We start from the raw sequence: 15,608 nt of genomic DNA, 5'->3' as shown, positions 1-15,608 counted from the left end.
CAGAGGCTACGACGAGCCTTTGCTGTCAAAATACCAGTACTTCTACCGAAGCAAGCTGAACCGAGGCGCTGTCACCGTTCTTGAGACGGCTTCGCGTGGTCGACCGCACCCTTAGCGCCGAGGGCACGCCCGGCACGAGCAATCGCACTTCCTCGATCTCGCCCCTCAGGGTGCAATCGAGCACGGTGCAGGAGACGCCGGTATCGTTCGAGCCGCCGATGCGAAGATCGTGCGGGCGAATACAGACCTCGACCTTTTCCCCTTCCGTGCGTCCCGGTGCGGCGAAGCGGCCGAGCGGGGTGTCCACGCCGCCATCGCGGCAGGTGCCCGGCAGTTTGTTGAACGTGCAGAAGAAATCGGCGGCGTAGACGCTCTGCGGGGTTTCGTACAGATCGCGCCCGGACCCCGCCTGCACGATCTTGCCGGCGCGCATCAGGAACACCCGGTCTCCGCAGGACAGCGCCTCCTCCGGATCGTGAGTGACCATGAGCACGGTCGTGCCGAACTCGCGCAGAACGGCCAGCGTGCCCGTGCGCAATTCCTCGCGCAGCCCGCGGTCCAGATTGGAGAAGGGCTCGTCCATCAGCAGGATGCGGGGCTGGGGCGCGAGAGCGCGGGCCAGCGCCACGCGCTGCTGCTCGCCGCCCGACAGCATATGGGGAAAACGCGCGGAGAGATGCCCGATGCCCAGCAGATCGACCACCTCTGCCGCGCGGGCGCGTGCCTGCGTCTTTCCCAGCCGTGTCAGCCCGAACAGGATGTTGTCCGTGACGCACATATGCGGAAACAGCGCGTAATCCTGGAACATGAAGCCGATGCGCCGGTCTTCCGGTTCGACATAACGGGCGGTGCCGGCGATTTCCTCGCCGTCGAGAAGGATGCGGCCCCCATCCGGCCGTTCCACGCCGGCGATCAGGCGCAGCAGGGACGATTTCCCGCAGCCGGAATGGCCGACCAGGCAGATGATCTCTCCGCGCGCCACGTCGAGCGAGACGTCATCCACAGCCGCGACGGTGCCGAAGCGGCGGACGAGATGTTCGATGCGAAGATAGGTGCGATCCGCCTCGATTGCGGGCTCGGCAATCCCGCCCTTCGTGGCGCGTGCCGCCTGCGGTTCGGTCGGATCGATGCTCATCGTTGAAATCGGCGCAGCCTTGATAGCCGGAACGGCGCGTGGTCGGTCCGCCCTTATACAAGGCGCTTTCGCGATCTAACAGGCCGCAGGGGCGGTCGCGGCGTTGCCGTCAGGCGTCGTAGCGGCGGATGTTGAAGCCTGCGGGTTGCGTGCGCTCGTAGGCGGCCGCCGCCCGGATCACCACGTCTTCCCGGTAGGCGCCGCCGACGATCTGGAGGCCGACCGGCATGCCGTCGCGCGCGATGCCCGCGCATACGCTCGCCGCAGGCTGACCCGTGAGGTTGAAGGGATAGGTGTAGTAGACCCAGGACACCAGATTGCGGTCGGCAAGATGCGCGGGAATGTTCACGCCGGCGTCCAATGACGTTACCGGCAATACGGGCGACAGCAGGACGTCGAAACGCTCGAAGAACAGCCGCATCTTCTCGCGCAGGGCGTAGCGCTCGAACACGTTGGTGTAATAGGCCCGCATTTCCTGGGCGAGGGCCGGTTCCAGCACGTCGGCCACGGCGGGATCGAGCAGATCGCGTTTGTTCTCGATGAAGTCGCGCAGGCGAATGCCGACGCCCGCGTAGAATTCGGCGGTCCAGAGCGGTGCCGGGTCGGCGTCGAAGATTGTGTCGATCTCCTCTACACGGCAGCCGAGATCCTCGAACGTCTTGGCGGCGCGGCGGGTGATCTCGACGACCTCGGCGTCGGGACGCGCATAGCCCAGCGTGGGCGAGTAGGCGATGCGCAGGCCGGCGACAGACGCCTTGGCCGCGCCCAGCACGTCCGGTACCGGGCCGGCGACGCCGAACGGGTCGCGATTGTCCGGCCCCGCGATGGCGGAGAGAACAAGCGCGGCGTCGTCCACCGAGCGGGCGAGGGGCCCGACATGCGCCAGCGTCGGTGTCGCGGAGGTCGGCCAGACGGGCACGCGCCCGAAATGGGCCTTAATGCCGGCAAGCCCGGTGAAAGCCGCCGGGATGCGGATGGAGCCGCCGCCATCGGTGCCCAGCGCGAACGGCGTGATGCCGGCCGCGACGGAGGCGGCCGCGCCGGCGCTCGATCCGCCCGGCGTCTTGTCGAGGTTCCACGGGTGGCGCGTGATGCCCGTGAGGGGGCTGTCGCCGACGGGCTTACAGCCGAATTCGCTGGTCGTGGTCTTGCCGATGAGGATGGCGCCGGCCGCTTTGGCGCGCTCCACCGCCGGGGCGTCGGCCGCCGCGATGTTGTCGGCCATTGTGCGGGAGCCGGAGGCGTAGCGCACGCCGCCCACCGCCATCAAATCCTTCGCGGAGAAGGGCAGGCCGTGCAGCAGGCCGAGCGGGGCGCCGCGCATCACGGCCTCTTCCGCGACCCGGGCCGTGGCCAGCGCCTCCTCCGGCATCAGCAGGAAGAAGCAATTGAGGCTACCCTGCGTGGCGGCGGCCTTGTCGAGCGCGCGCCGTGTCAGCTCGACCGGCGAGATCTCTTTCGCCGCGACACGCCGGCGCATCTCGTGCGCACTCATGTAATCGTATTCGGCCGACATCATCCGCTCCCGCGCAGAAGGGCGGTGCGCACCTTTGGGGCGCGCACCGAATGGTTCAGTCCTGCACGATGGCGAAGGCGCGGACCGGCGAGCCGGAGCCGCCCTTGAACTTCAGCGGGGCGCCGAAGAACTGGAACTCGCCCTTGCCGATCAGGGATTCGAGATTCACCAGCCATTCCCAATGGCTGATGCCGAGTTTGCGGCACAGGCGATGCTGGGCGAAGATGTTGTCCGAGGGGCGGTCGGTGGAGGGACCTTCGACGCCGTGCATCTTCGAGCCGCGATCGTGGAGCCATTGTGTGGCTTCGGCGGTCAGCTGCGGGTTCTTCCAGACCGAATCCAGCCCCGGGTAATTACGCTCGTGGAAGCCGGTGCACAGCAGAACGATGTGGCCGTCGACCGTCACGCCGGCCTTCTTCTCGGCCTCCTCCATCTCGGCGACGCCGATGTCGCCGAGGTCGGGGATGTGGCGCAGATCGAAGCACACCGCCTTGCCCATGAACATTTCCAGCGGCATTTCGTCGACGGGTGCGCCCTCGGGATTGACGTGGCGGAACGCGTCCACATGCGTGCCGACATGATCGAGCATGGCGATGAAATTGGTCTGGAAGGTCATGGCGTCGCCCGGCACGCCGAGATTGTGCGACTTCGAGCTCTCATGGCTCATATGGGTGGTGATGACCGGGCGCTGAAACAGCTTGTGCGCGGGCATGTTGTCTTCGATCAACAGGCTGAGATCGATCACTGTCTGGGCCATGACTTGCTCCTTGCTGGATGAGAATCGTGCGGCGTGGCCCGTTCAGGCCGCGCTCTTCTTGCGGCCGAGAAAGGCCTCCATGACCTCCGGATCACGCGCCAGCTCGGCGCTCGGGCCATGGTACGAAATGCGCCCATTGGCGACCACGTAGGCGGTGTGCGCGATGGCGAGGGCGTAAGAGGCCAATTGCTCGACGAGCAGGATCGTGAGGCCGGAGCGGTTCAGATCGGCCAGCACGCCGATGAGCTGGTCGACGATCTTCGGCGCGAGGCCAAGCGACAGCTCATCGATGATGAGGAGCTCGGGCTCCGCCATCAGGCCGCGCGCGATGGCCAGCATCTGTTGCTCGCCGCCGGACATCGAGCCGGCCTGCTGGTGAAGCCGCTCGCGCAGGCGGGGAAACAGCTCCAGCACGCGCTCCAGGCTGGCCTTGGCGCGCGGGGACTTGAGGCCGCCATGGACATAGGCGCCGAGGATGAGATTGTCCTCGACCGTCTGGGCGGGAAACAGAAGCCGCCCCTCGGGCACCATCACCAGGCCGCGCGCGGCCTTCTTGTCGGCGGAGAGGCGGGTGGTGTCCTCGCCCCGGAACAGCACCTGCCCGCCGGACGGGCGCACCAGCCCGGTGGCGCCGCGCACCATGGACGATTTTCCGGCACCGTTATTGCCGATGACGGCGACGAGCTGCCCAGGATGCACCTTCAGCGAAATGTCGCGGACCGCCATTGCCGCGCCGTAGCGCAGTTCGAGGCTGCGGATGTCGAGAAGCGCCTCGCTCATGCTGTGGCCTCCAGGGAATGGCCGGTGTGGGGCGTGCCGAAATAGGCCTCGATGACGCGCGGGTCCTCCTGAACGATGGCGGGTGTGTCGGAGGCGATGACCTGGCCGTAATCCAGCACCGTCACATTGTCGGCCACCGCCATGATGAGCTCGACGTGATGCTCGATCAGGAGGACGGAGATGCCGAGCCCGGCGATGCGGCGGATCATGGCCTCCAGATCGTCGATCTCCTGCGTGGTCAGGCCGGCGGCCGGCTCGTCCAGCAGAAGAAGGCTCGGCTTCGAGGCCAGGGCGCGGGCGATTTCCAGCCGCCGCTGCAGGCCGAAGGGCAGGAAGCGCGCGGCCTCATTGGCGTAATCCTCGAGGCCGACGAAGGCGAGAAGGCCGATCGCCGTGCGGCGCGACAGCTCTTCCTCGCGACGGAAGCGCGGTGTGCGCAGCAGAGCGGGAACGATGCTGTAGCCGAGACGCTGCTGATGCCCGACCATGACGTTTTCCAGCACCGTCATCTCGCCGAACAGCTCGGTGTTCTGGAAGGTGCGGGCGAGGCCGATGCGGGCGATCTCGTGCGAGCGGCGGCCGGTGAGCTGCACACCGTCCAGCTCGCAGCTTCCTTCCGCCGGCTGGTAGAAGCCGGAAATGGTGTTGACGAAGGTGGACTTGCCGGCCCCGTTCGGGCCGATCAGGGCATGCACCTCGCCGCCCTTTACCCGCAATGATGCCTTGGACAAAGCGGTGAGGCCGCCGAACCGCACGGTGAGATCGCGCGCCACGAGCTCGGACGTCGGCGCGTGCCCGTCCGGCCGCAGGCTCTCGGCGGCGGGAATGCCTTCGCTGGCCGCGACGGCACGCGGGGCCGGGCGCAGGCGCTTCACCGCCGCCGCGATGGTGCCGACGATGCCGCGCGGCAGGGCGAACATGACGAGCAGCAGCAGCGCGCCATAGGCGAATTTCTGCCAGAGCTGGAATTGCTGAAGGTATTCGGGAAGGTAGGTGAGGATGTAGGCGCCGATGACCGCGCCGAAGGTGGAGCCCGCGCCGCCCAGGATCACCATCAGCAGGAAGCGCACGCTGTCCGAGAAGGTGAAGATGTCCGGCGAGATGTACGAATTGAGGAAGGAGTAGAACGTGCCGGCCACGCCCGCCGTGACTGAGGCCACGACGAAGGCGAGCGTGCGCATCATGGTGGCGTTGATGCCCAGGGCCCGCGCCGCCGTCTCGCTCTGGGAGACCGCGAGCATCGCCCGTCCGTAGCGCGAGACCTTGAGGTTGTGCGTCAGCAGCGTGGCGAGAAACAGCGTGACGGCGAGGACGCCATAGAAGGCGTAGCCGGAGAGTTCGACGCCCAGCAGGTTCGGCATGGGGATCGAGGTCAGGCCGGTGGTGCCGCCCGTCAGCGACTGCCATTCGATGGCGACGTTCTCGATGATGATGCCGAAGGCGATGGTGACCACGGCGAGATAGACGCCGCGCACCCGCACGCTGGGATAGGCCAACGCGATTCCGAACAATCCGGACACGATGGCCGCGCCGATGCTGGCGGTGATGAGATCGAAGCCGAGCCGCGTCGCCAGGATGCCGCCGGTATAGGCGCCGAGCGCGAACAGGCCGGCCTGGCCGAGCGAGATCAGACCCGTGAGGCCGACGAGGACGTTCAGGCCCACGGCGATGATGCCGTAGATCAGGAACAGCATGAACAGGCGCAGTTCGTATTCGTTGTCGGACGCCAGCGGCACCGCGACGAGGACGAGCGCGAGGAGGACGAAGCCAAGGGAGGTGAGGTGGCGGCTCATACCTTGGCCACCTCGCGCTTGCCGAACAGGCCCTGCGGGAACACGAGCAGAACGAGGATCATGACGCTGAAGCCGATGATCTCGCGCGCGGCGGTGGAGATGTAGCCCTCGATGAATTTCTCGCCCACGCCATAAGCGAGGCCGGCGACGACGACGCCCGGCGCGCTGACGATGCCGCCGATGATGGCGACCGCGAACCCTTTGAGGCCGAGCAGCACGCCCATCGTGGCCGAGGCCTGCACGACCGGTGCGACCAGCACGCCGGCCGCCGCGCCCAGAAATGCGGCGAGTGCGAAGGAGATGGCGACCACCCGGTTGACGTCGATGCCCATCAGGGACGCCGCGCGCCGGTCATGGGCGACGGCCTGCATGGCGCGGCCGATGAGGGTGTGTTTCTGCATGAGGCGCAGAGCCAGCATGGCGGCCAGCGCGACGAGCGGGATCAGCAATTCTTGCGGATAAACACCGGCGCCCAGGACCTGCACGGCCTTTTCGACGCCCGGTGACGGCAGAGCGCGCGAAAAGCCGCCGAACTGCATGGTGGCCAGGCTCTCGATCATGATGCCCACGGCGATCGTGGTCAGCATCCACCCCATCGAGGCGTTGGCGCCGGTGAAGGGGCGCACGGCAAAGCGTTCGAGCAGCGCGCCGAACAGGCCTCCCGCGAGAACCGAGAGCAGGCACGCCAGCCACAGCGGCAGGCCGGCATCCACGCCCATGACGGCGAGGACCGCACCGATCATCAAGGTGTCGCCATGGGCGAAATTCACCGCGCGGGCGGCGCTCCACATGATGTGGAAGCCGAGAGCGACGAGGGCATAGATGCCCCCGATCGCCAGCCCGGACAGGGTGTATTGGACAAAGGTGCTCATGCCGATGCTCGCGGGCTGGGCGCGCGGTGCGCGCCGGGGCCGGATGCGCACGCCTGCGGGGGCGTGCGCCGTGTGGAAGGATGTGCGGGCCGCGCCCGCTCCTTCACTCGGTCTTGCCGTAGGAGGTCTGCTCGATCGGCAGCAGCTTGCCGTCCTGCCAGACCGTCAGCTTGTAATCCTTGGGCAGGATGGCGTCGTGCCGCTCGGGATCGTTCTTGTCGAAGGCCGGCTGATAATCGGCGACGAGGCCCGTATAGTTCACGTCGTAGAGCGCCTCGCGCACCTTGGCCCAGTCGAAGGCGCCGGCCTTCTCGATGGCGGCCTTGAGGATGTAGACGGCGTCATAGGAATTGGCGACGCCCGAGCCCATCTTGATTTGGGAAGGATCCGTCAGCTTGTACTTGGCCGAGATCTTGTCCCACAGCGCCTTTTTCTTGGGATCCATGTCGCCCATGAAGGTGTAGGTCTGGATGACCTGCACGCCATTTGCCAGCGGGCCCGCCAGCTCGCCGAGATTGCCGGCGATGCCCCACGCACCGATGATCGTCGGCTTGTAGCCGACCTTGTCCATCGACCGCAGGATCTGGTTGCCCTCGCGGTCGAGCGCCCAGAACAGCACCACGTCGGCGCCGGCGTCGCGTGCGCGCATGACCTGCGGGCTCATGTCCTGGTCGTTCCAGTTGAAGGTTTCGAGCGCGACCAGCTCCTTGCCCGCGCCTTCCATGGCGGCCTTGACGTCGGGCACCGCGCCATTGCCCCAGCCGGTGTTTTCGTAGAGCAGGGCGATCTTGCCGGTCTTCGAGGCCTTCATTGCCTTTTCGACGAGGAAGCGCGCCACCCATTTGTCCTTGGCGGAGACACGGAACATGTAGTTCGTCTCGGCGCCGTTCTCGATGGCCTTCGTGTTGGCGGCCATGATCCCGATATAGGGAATGCCGATCTTGTTGACGGGTTCGGCCTGCGCCACCGCAACGGTCGAATGGTAGCCGCCGAGGATGGCGATGCATTTGTCGGCCAGCGCAATGCGGCGGGTGTTGTCCACCCCGCGCGGGGGCGCGCCGGCATCGTCGTATTGCACGAAGCGCAATTGCTTTCCGAGGACGCCGCCGGCCGCGTTGATCTCCTCCACGGCGATTTCCGCGCCCATCTTCGCGGCCTGACCACCGAAGGCGGCGGGACCGGTGACACCCACCGAATTGCCGATGCACGGATTCTGCTCGGCGGACGCGGGCAGGGCGGATATCGCAAGCAAGGGAAGCAGATACGCAGCCGCACGTGTCGTGAATCGAGAAGAATACATCGGCATCATCCCCAGGATATTGCTCTCACCCCGGACATCCCCAAAGATATCGGAGGTCATGTGGTTCATCCACTGAGGATCATGTTCGTTGCGGAACGCGGCGAAGCGCCAATATTATTTAACGATGTCGGTATAGATTTTTCCTATGTGCCCGATTTGGTGGCATCCAAAATACAGGATATGTCCCTTAAGTAGCTATATTATCTACATAATACGGCCTCTATGACTATAGGATCGAATGGAAAATGAGTATTTTTTGACCGCATGGTTGACCATCATTTGAGCAGGGAGGCTTTGGCGTAACCTTGGATATCCGACAGCTCCGCTATTTCATGCAGGTGGCCGAGAGCGGCAATTTTTCCCGCGCGGCGGAGATCCTGCGCGTGGCGCAGCCCTCGCTCAGCCAGCAGATCAAGAATCTCGAGCTTGAGCTCGGCGTGGAGCTTCTGGTGCGGCATTCACGCGGCGTCACACCCACGGAGGTCGGACTGCGGCTCTATGAGCACGCCCAGCGTATCGTCACCGAGACGGAACGCGCCCGGGAGGTGGTGCGCACCACGGCCCTGAACCCGAGCGGCGAGATCCGTGTCGGATTGCCCACCTCGGCCTGCCGCAACCTGTCCCTGCCCTTGTATGAGGCCATCGCCCGGCGCCTGCCGGACATCAAGTTGCACATCATCGAGGCGATGACCGGCGCGCTCGACGAGTGGATTCAGAGCGGCCGGCTGGATGTGGCGCTGCTCTACGATCACAAGGCCTTCGAGCACGTCGCCTGGACGGAGATGATGGTCGAGGATCTCATGCTGTTCCTGCCGCCTGGCATGCAGGCGCCCGAGAGCGGGGCGATGGCGCTGCGCGACATCTTCACCTTGCCGGTCCCGATCATCGCGCCCGGCCGTCCCAATGTGGCGCGCGTGGTCATCGATCAATTGCTCGCCCGCTACGACATCTCGGCGCGGATCTATGATTGCGAGAGCCTTCCGGCTATTGCCGAACTGGTTCGCGAGGGGCATTTCGCGGCGGTGATGCCGCATTTTGCCTTTCTGGCCGAGATCAAGCGCGGCGAGATGATCCCGATGCGCATCGTGGACCCGGTGCCGTCCTGGCGGCTGTCGGTCGTGGTGTCGGAGCGCACGATGAACAGCCGTGGCAGCGGCGGGGTCGCTCAGGTCATGGCCGATGTCATCAGCGATCTCGTCGCGCGCGGCGTGTGGAAAGCACGCTCCATCCCCCGGGACGCGATGGATGGCGACAAAGCAGAACGGGCGGGGAACTGAACAAGCCCGTCTTGGGCCGTCCAGCCGGCGGCACATTTCATGCAGGCCCGGCTTGCCTCCCATTTTCCTTCCGAACCCGCATGCGAGAGCCGCAATGATCTTCGATCTCATCGTCCGCGACGCCAATCTGCCGGATGGCCGGTCCGGCTTCGACATCGCCTGTCGTGGCGGCAAGATCATTGCGGTGGAGCCCGGCATTCAGGCGGAGGCCGGTTCCGAGATCCATGCCGAGGGCAAGCTGGTCAGCCCGCCTTTCGTCGACATCCATTTCCACATGGACGCCACGCTTTCGCTCGGCAATCCGCGCCTCAACCGGTCCGGGACGCTGCTGGAGGGCATCCAGTTGTGGAGCGAGAAGCGGCCCAACCTGACCCATGAGGACGTGGTCGAACGTGCCATGCGCTATTGCGATCTCGCGGTGGCGCAGGGGCTGCTCGCCATTCGCACCCATGTCGACGTGACGGCGTCTCACCTGATCGGCGTGGAAGCCTTGATCGAGGTGCGCGAGCGGGTGAAGCCCTATCTCGATCTCCAGCTCGTGGCCTTCCCGCAGGAAGGTTATTTCCGCACGCCGGAGATCGCCGGCAATCTGGCGCGGGCGCTCGATATGGGCGTGGACGTCGTCGGCGGCATCCCGCATTTCGAACGCACCATGGAAGACGGCCGCCGCTCCGTGACGGCATTGTGCGAGATCGCTGCCGCACGCGGCCTGCCGGTCGACCTGCATTGCGACGAAACGGACGATCCCATGTCGCGCCACATCGAGACTCTGGCCTATGAGACCCAGCGGCTCGGCCTGCAGGGGCGGGTGGCGGGCTCGCACCTCACCTCCATGCATTCCATGGACAATTACTACGTGTCGAAGCTGCTGCCGCTGATCGCGGAAGCCGGCATACATTGCATCCCCAATCCCATCGCCAACATCGTGCTGCAAGGCCGCCACGACACCTACCCGAAGAGGCGGGGCATGATGCGCGTGCCGGAGCTGATGGCGCTCGGCATCAATGTCGCCTACGGGCAGGATTCCGTGCTCGACCCGTGGTACTCGCTGGGCAATGCCGACATGCTGGACGTGGCGAGCATGGCCGTCCATGTCGGCCACATGACCAGCCTCGCGGCCATGCGGGCGAGCTTCGACGCCGTAACCGTCAATGCGGCCAAGGTGTTCGGGCTGGAGGGCTATGGCGTCAAGCCGGGCTGCAATGCCGACCTCGTCCTGCTGGAAGCACGCGATCCAATCGAGGCGATCCGCCTGCGGCCGGCGCGGCTGGCGGTGGTGCGGCGCGGGCGCGTCATTGCCCGATCGGCATCGCGTGCCACGAGCCTCGAGCTCGACGGGCGGCCGGACCTCGTGAAACCCTGGCTGTACGCGCCCACGCTGCCGGCCTGAGGGGCGAATCCAGCCGTGCTGCGACCGATTTGCCCGCGGCGAAGCTATGATTGAACCCTGTCCTCAGAAAAAGATTGCTGCCTTCGCTTTCATCAAGATGGCGTTTTCGAAGGCGGCCCATGGCAAAGCATTCGTCAATAAAACGAGAGAATTGCTTAAATCACAAGCTATCTCTTTTTCTTATAGCAGGCATCGAAAAATCGTCTTTTCTTAAGGGCGGATCGCGAACCTAATCTCGCTTCATGGAGGGCCGGGGCAGGATTTCGCATTCTGTTGGGCCAGATCGAAGGAGCGATCCTTGCCAACGCCCGAAGACTTCATGCGCCGTGCGATTGCGCTGAGCCGCGAGCAGATGCTGAGCCATGGCTCGGCGCCCTTCGCCGCTGTCGTCGTCAAGGACGGCGCGATCGTGGGCGAGGGCGTCAACAACGTCGTCAACAACAGCGATCCCACCTCCCATGGCGAGGTGGAGGCCATCCGCGACGCCTGCCGCCGCCTCGGGACCTGGGATCTCAGCGGCTGCGATATCTACACCACCTGCGAGCCGTGCGAGCTCTGCGTCGCCGCGATGTGGTGGGCGCGCGTCAGCCGCATGTACTACGCCAACACGCTGCAAGATGCCGACGAGATCGGCTTCGACCTGCGGCCGCTGCGCGACACCGTGCGTGCCGATCTGTTGCGCCGCCCGATCACGGCCGAGCGCGTGCTGCCGCAGGAGGCGCGGGCCGTCATCGACGAATGGACCACGCTGCCAAGCTACCGGATTCCTCAATAACCAGCCCAGGAGTGCCGATCGTGCCGAACTTCAAAATCACGGATCCCCGCGGCCTTTTGAGGCCCACGCGCCGCCAGTTTCTTCAAGGGACAGGCGCCTTGGCCGGCGCCGCCGCGCTCGGGGTGTCCGCGCAGGGCGAGGCCTATGCGCAGGACAAGGTGCTGAACCTGCTGTCGTGGCCCGGCCATTCCGACCCCGCCTTCGTGAAGCCGTTCGAGGACCAATACGGCGTCAAGGTCATAGCCAAGGAATATGTCGGCGGCGAGCCCATGCTGGCCCTGATGAACCAGTCTCCGCCCGGCTCGTTCGACGTGGTGCTGGCCGATGCCGAATATATCGGCATGCTGCGTGAGGGCGATTTCATCGACGAGATGGACCCCGCCGATTATCCGCTTGCCGATTACTGGCCGGAATTCCAGAAATTCCCGCTGCATTGGGCCGACGACAAGCTCTATTCCGTGATGATCCGTTTCGGCTATCTCGGCATGGCCTACCGTACCGACGTGCTGACCGAGGAGGACGTGAAGTCCTACAAGGCGATGTGGAGCCCGAAGGCCAAGGGCAAGGTCGGCTTCTTCGACTGGTACCTGCCGAGCATGGGCTGCCTCAGCCTCTACGACGGCAACAAGCCGCCCTTCGACATCGACGATGCCGCTCTCGACAAGCTGAAGGAGACCCTGTTCTCGCTGAAGCCGCAGACCAGCGGCTTCTACAGCATGGCCGACCAGTTCGCGGCTTTGACCAATGGTAGCGCGGGCGTCATCCCCGGCGTCGGAGATTGGGTTGTACTGCTGCTCCAGAAGGAGGGGGTGCCGGTCGCGGCCTCCGTGCCCGACGAGGGCGGCATTCAATGGACGGAATCCATGTCCGTCGTGAAGAGTTCGCCGAAAAAGGACCTCGCCAAGGCGTTCATCCAATACGCGGCGTCGCCGGAGGGGCAGATCCGCTCCGCCCGCCTGCCGTCGTATTGGGCCTCCATTCCCAACAAAAAGGGCTGGGACCTGATGAACACGGAGGCTCCGGAGGACGCCAAGAAGCTGCGGCACACCTTCGACGCCCGCAACGTCATGGACGAATACAAGGACGGCAAGATTTTCATCCGCCAGACCCCGGTCCAGCAGGACATCGAGGCCTGGAACGACATCTGGTCCGAATTCAAGAGCATGTGAGCGCCCGGCGCGCGGCCCCGGCTGCGCGCCAGCCTCCTGAGCCGCCATCATGAGCCCTTCTCCGCCTGTCACTTCACGCCCGCGCGCCCGCGCCACGCGGCTGCGCTTCGCCGTCGCGCTGGGGCTGCCCAGCCCGCTGTGGCAGGCGCTGTTCTTCGTGGTGCCTCTCGGCTTTCTCGTGGCCATGACCTTCTGGACGGTGAAGAGCTTCCGCCTCCAGCCCGATTTCACGCTGGCCAATTGGACCGCGATCCTGAAGGCAGGGTTCTTCCAGAACGCCTTCATCTACACGCTGTGGCTCTCGCTGCTCGCGGCGGCCTTGGCCAGCATCATCGCCTTTCCCGCGGCCTACACCATGGCGTTCCGGCTGAAGCCGCATGTGCGCCGGCTCATGGTGTTCATGCTGGTGGTGCCGTTCTTCACCAGCCTGCCGGTGCGCATCTATTCGATGCAGGTGTTCTTCAGCCCGCAAGGCATCATCAATTATCTGATCGCGCCTCTGGGCCTCAGTCCCGTGCAGGTGCTGAACACGACGACCGGCACGCTGATCGGTTTCCTGACGCTGACCCTGCCGCTCGTCGTGCTGCTGCAGACCTTCGCTCTCTCGTCGATCGACATTCGGCTGGTGGAGGCAGCGCACAATCTGCGCTGCGGACGGCTGCGCACCGTCTTCACGATCATCATCCCCTCGGCCCGCGTCGGTCTGGTGCTGGCGGCGGCCCTGGCCTTCGTGCTCTGCTTCGGCGATTACATCAGCCCGCAATTCCTCGGCGGATCGAAGCCGCCGACGCTCAGCATCCTCATCGCCGATCAGGTGAAGTCCGGTAACCACTGGCCGCGCGCCTCCGTGGTCGCCGTCAGCATGATCGTGACGCTGACACTTGTCCTCGGCGTGCTTCTGCGGATCGCCTATGGGGGGCGTAAGGCATGAACGGCACGTTCGGCCGCGTGCTGCGCGGCGTCTTCCTCTACGGCTGGACGGCTCTCGTCTTCGCCTTCGTCTTCGCGCCAATCCTGTCGACCATCGTGTTTTCATTCAGCGCCGACCGCTTCCCCAGCCTGCCCTGGGGCGGTTTCAGTCTGCAATGGTACGAGGCGGTGCTGAGCGATCCGACGATGCGGCGCAGCCTCGGCAACAGCCTGATCGTGGCGGGCGGTTCGGCCGTGCTGGCCACGTTCATCGGCTTCACGGCGGCCTATGTGGACTACCGTTTCCGGTTCTTCGGCAAGGCTGCCTACATGGCCCTGGCCTCGCTGCCGCCGACGGTCCCGCCCGTCATTCTCGGCGTGGCCATGCTGACCTTCGAGGGACGCATCGGCCTGTCCGGCACCCTGTTCGGCATCATCGCCGGCCATGTGGTGATCTGCGCGCCCTTCGCGATGGCGCTGATCCGGATGCGGTTGAACGATCTCGACCGCGATCTCGAACCGGCCGCCTGGAACCTCGGCGGCGGCCCCTGGAGGACACTGCGCGAGGTCATCCTGCCCTTCACCGCGCCGTCCATCCTCGCCGCATTGTTCATCACCGCGTCGGTGTCGTTCGACGAATACATGATCGCGTGGTTCGTCTCCGGCCTGCAGGAAACCCTGCCGGTGCGGGTGCTGGCCATGCTGCAGGGCCAGGTGAGCCCGCGCATCAACGCCGTCGGCTCCCTCGTGTTCGGCGTCAGCGTCGTGCTCGTCGTGCTGGCGCAGATCCTTGCCGGGCGCAGCCTGGCGTCCCGCAAGCGGAAGTGAGACGGCGATGGCTGTGACCATGATCGAGATCGACGGCGTGGCCAAGCATTACGACCAGCAGGTCGCGGTGGCCGACGTGACCCTGTCGATCCAAAAGGGCGAGTTCATCGCGCTCATGGGCCCATCCGGCTGCGGCAAGACCACGACGCTCCGGATGATCGCAGGTCTCGACCAGCCCAGCACGGGCGAGATCCGGATGTGGGGCCGTCGCCTCAACGACGACCCGCCCTGGGAGCGCGATACGCCGCTCGTCTGGCAGAGCTATGCGCTTTTCCCGTTTCTGTCGGTGCAGAAGAACGTGGAGTTCGGCCTGAAGCAGCGCGGCGTACCGGCTGGCCCGCGCGCGGCCAAGGCGCGGGAATGGATGGAGCGCATGGGCATCGCGGCCTTCGCCGATCGTTCGCCCGCGCAATTGTCGGGCGGCCAGCGCCAACGCGTGGCCCTTGCGCGCGCACTCGCAACGGAGCCTGAAATCCTGCTGCTGGACGAGCCCTTGAGCGCGCTCGATCCGCATCTGAAGGTGAAGATGCAGGCCGAGCTGGTGCGCCTGCACCGCGAGCTCGGCATCACCTTCGTCTGCGTCACCCACAGCCATTCGGAGGCCTTCGCCATGGCCGACCGTGTGGTCATCATGAATGAGGGCAGGGTGCAGCAGGTGGGCGCCCCGCGTGACATCTACCGCCGCGCCGGCAACCGCTTCGTGGCCGAGTTCATCGGCGGCAACAACCTCATCCCCGGCACCATAATCGGCTCGGGCGTGGAGGGATGGGTGTTTTCAAGCCCGCTCGGCGCGCTTTCGGCGGCACCCCAGCCGGACATGGAGCCCGGGCAGGAGGCGCTGCTCGTGGTCTCCGCCGACAACATCGCCATTTCCGCCCGGGAGACCGGGCTCGTCAACGAGATCGCGGCCGACGTGCTGACGCTCGATTTCCCCGGCTCCAGCGTGACCGTCTTCCTGGAGGCGGGCGGTGTGGAACTGCGCGCACAGACGGGGCTGCGCGATCTCGAAGCCCTGTCGCTTGCGCCCGGCGACCGCGTGTTCGCGCGCTGGGCCGCGGCCGACGGCTATTTCCTGAACTCCTGAACACTGCGAACGATTGAGGGTAG

At 65.6% G+C, this 15,608-nt stretch carries 14 protein-coding genes; 7 read left to right on the top strand and 7 right to left on the bottom strand.

Translation table 11 applies throughout. The annotated features are described in order from the left end of the window. Window positions 1-25: 25 nt before the first annotated feature. From ACQ6S1_RS07230 to ACQ6S1_RS07200, 7 genes are all read right to left on the bottom strand, one after another. Window positions 26-1,135 carry an ABC transporter ATP-binding protein gene (locus ACQ6S1_RS07230; protein WP_445040516.1) on the bottom strand — a complete coding sequence of 370 codons (1,110 nt, stop codon included), beginning with the start codon at window positions 1,133-1,135 and terminating at the stop codon, window positions 26-28. Between the two features lie 109 nt (window positions 1,136-1,244). Next, window positions 1,245-2,651 carry an amidase family protein gene (locus ACQ6S1_RS07225; protein ID WP_445041232.1) on the bottom strand — a complete coding sequence of 469 codons (1,407 nt, stop codon included), beginning with the start codon at window positions 2,649-2,651 and terminating at the stop codon, window positions 1,245-1,247. A 55-nt stretch (window positions 2,652-2,706) separates the two neighbouring features. Next, entirely contained in the window at window positions 2,707-3,408 is a 702-nt protein-coding gene (locus tag ACQ6S1_RS07220) for a cyclase family protein (RefSeq protein WP_445040515.1), read from the bottom strand. A 42-nt stretch (window positions 3,409-3,450) separates the two neighbouring features. Continuing rightward, on the bottom strand, window positions 3,451-4,188 hold the full coding sequence (locus tag ACQ6S1_RS07215) for an ABC transporter ATP-binding protein (RefSeq protein WP_445040514.1): 738 nt from the start codon (window positions 4,186-4,188) through the stop codon (window positions 3,451-3,453). Then, entirely contained in the window at window positions 4,185-5,981 is a 1,797-nt protein-coding gene (locus ACQ6S1_RS07210) for a branched-chain amino acid ABC transporter ATP-binding protein/permease (protein WP_445040513.1), read from the bottom strand. The genes ACQ6S1_RS07215 and ACQ6S1_RS07210 overlap by 4 nt, the downstream gene beginning before the upstream one ends. Then, window positions 5,978-6,853, bottom strand: a complete 876-nt coding sequence (locus ACQ6S1_RS07205; protein WP_445040512.1) for a branched-chain amino acid ABC transporter permease — start codon at window positions 6,851-6,853, stop codon at window positions 5,978-5,980. Before ACQ6S1_RS07205 ends, ACQ6S1_RS07210 begins: the two co-directional genes overlap by 4 nt. 103 nt (window positions 6,854-6,956) lie before the next feature. Then, a complete protein-coding gene (locus tag ACQ6S1_RS07200) occupies window positions 6,957-8,153 on the bottom strand; it encodes an ABC transporter substrate-binding protein (protein WP_445041231.1) in 1,197 nt (398 codons plus the stop codon). Between the two features lie 305 nt (window positions 8,154-8,458). On the opposite strand from ACQ6S1_RS07200, the gene ACQ6S1_RS07195 reads away from it, so the two are divergent. From ACQ6S1_RS07195 to ACQ6S1_RS07165, 7 genes are all read left to right on the top strand, one after another. Then, entirely contained in the window at window positions 8,459-9,430 is a 972-nt protein-coding gene (locus tag ACQ6S1_RS07195) for a LysR family transcriptional regulator (protein ID WP_445040511.1), read from the top strand. 94 nt (window positions 9,431-9,524) lie between these two features. Then, window positions 9,525-10,820 (top strand): amidohydrolase family protein, encoded by a 1,296-nt coding sequence (locus ACQ6S1_RS07190; RefSeq protein WP_445040510.1) that lies wholly within the window; start codon window positions 9,525-9,527, stop codon window positions 10,818-10,820. A 298-nt stretch (window positions 10,821-11,118) separates the two neighbouring features. Continuing rightward, window positions 11,119-11,595: a nucleoside deaminase gene (locus ACQ6S1_RS07185; RefSeq protein ID WP_445040509.1), complete on the top strand. Its 477-nt coding sequence runs from the start codon at window positions 11,119-11,121 to the stop codon at window positions 11,593-11,595. An 11-nt stretch (window positions 11,596-11,606) separates the two neighbouring features. Next, window positions 11,607-12,764, top strand: coding sequence for an ABC transporter substrate-binding protein (locus tag ACQ6S1_RS07180; protein WP_445040508.1), 1,158 nt, complete (start codon window positions 11,607-11,609; stop codon window positions 12,762-12,764). Window positions 12,765-12,813: 49 nt separating this feature from the next. Further along, complete coding sequence (locus ACQ6S1_RS07175) at window positions 12,814-13,695, top strand: ABC transporter permease (protein ID WP_445040507.1); 882 nt, start codon at window positions 12,814-12,816, stop codon at window positions 13,693-13,695. Beyond that, window positions 13,692-14,501: an ABC transporter permease gene (locus ACQ6S1_RS07170; protein WP_445040506.1), complete on the top strand. Its 810-nt coding sequence runs from the start codon at window positions 13,692-13,694 to the stop codon at window positions 14,499-14,501. Before ACQ6S1_RS07175 ends, ACQ6S1_RS07170 begins: the two co-directional genes overlap by 4 nt. 7 nt (window positions 14,502-14,508) lie before the next feature. Further along, entirely contained in the window at window positions 14,509-15,585 is a 1,077-nt protein-coding gene (locus ACQ6S1_RS07165) for an ABC transporter ATP-binding protein (protein ID WP_445040505.1), read from the top strand. Window positions 15,586-15,608: the final 23 nt, after the last annotated feature.

Source organism: Terrihabitans aquatilis, assembly GCF_052542005.1.
The sequence above is the reverse complement of the archived record's forward strand: the minus strand, read 5'-3'. Positions and strand labels throughout refer to the sequence as shown.

Bases quoted from the DNA above. Each gene is read 5' to 3' on its own strand.
- ACQ6S1_RS07230 (WP_445040516.1), bottom strand. From the start codon at position 1,135: ATGAGCATCGATCCGACCGAACCGCAGGCGGCACGCGCCACGAAGGGC.
- ACQ6S1_RS07225 (WP_445041232.1), bottom strand. From the start codon at position 2,651: ATGTCGGCCGAATACGATTACATGAGTGCGCACGAGATGCGCCGGCGT.
- ACQ6S1_RS07220 (WP_445040515.1), bottom strand. From the start codon at position 3,408: ATGGCCCAGACAGTGATCGATCTCAGCCTGTTGATCGAAGACAACATG.
- ACQ6S1_RS07215 (WP_445040514.1), bottom strand. From the start codon at position 4,188: ATGAGCGAGGCGCTTCTCGACATCCGCAGCCTCGAACTGCGCTACGGC.
- ACQ6S1_RS07210 (WP_445040513.1), bottom strand. From the start codon at position 5,981: ATGAGCCGCCACCTCACCTCCCTTGGCTTCGTCCTCCTCGCGCTCGTC.
- ACQ6S1_RS07205 (WP_445040512.1), bottom strand. From the start codon at position 6,853: ATGAGCACCTTTGTCCAATACACCCTGTCCGGGCTGGCGATCGGGGGC.
- ACQ6S1_RS07200 (WP_445041231.1), bottom strand. From the start codon at position 8,153: ATGTATTCTTCTCGATTCACGACACGTGCGGCTGCGTATCTGCTTCCC.
- ACQ6S1_RS07190 (WP_445040510.1), top strand. From the start codon at position 9,525: ATGATCTTCGATCTCATCGTCCGCGACGCCAATCTGCCGGATGGCCGG.
- ACQ6S1_RS07175 (WP_445040507.1), top strand. From the start codon at position 12,814: ATGAGCCCTTCTCCGCCTGTCACTTCACGCCCGCGCGCCCGCGCCACG.
- ACQ6S1_RS07170 (WP_445040506.1), top strand. From the start codon at position 13,692: ATGAACGGCACGTTCGGCCGCGTGCTGCGCGGCGTCTTCCTCTACGGC.
- ACQ6S1_RS07165 (WP_445040505.1), top strand. From the start codon at position 14,509: ATGGCTGTGACCATGATCGAGATCGACGGCGTGGCCAAGCATTACGAC.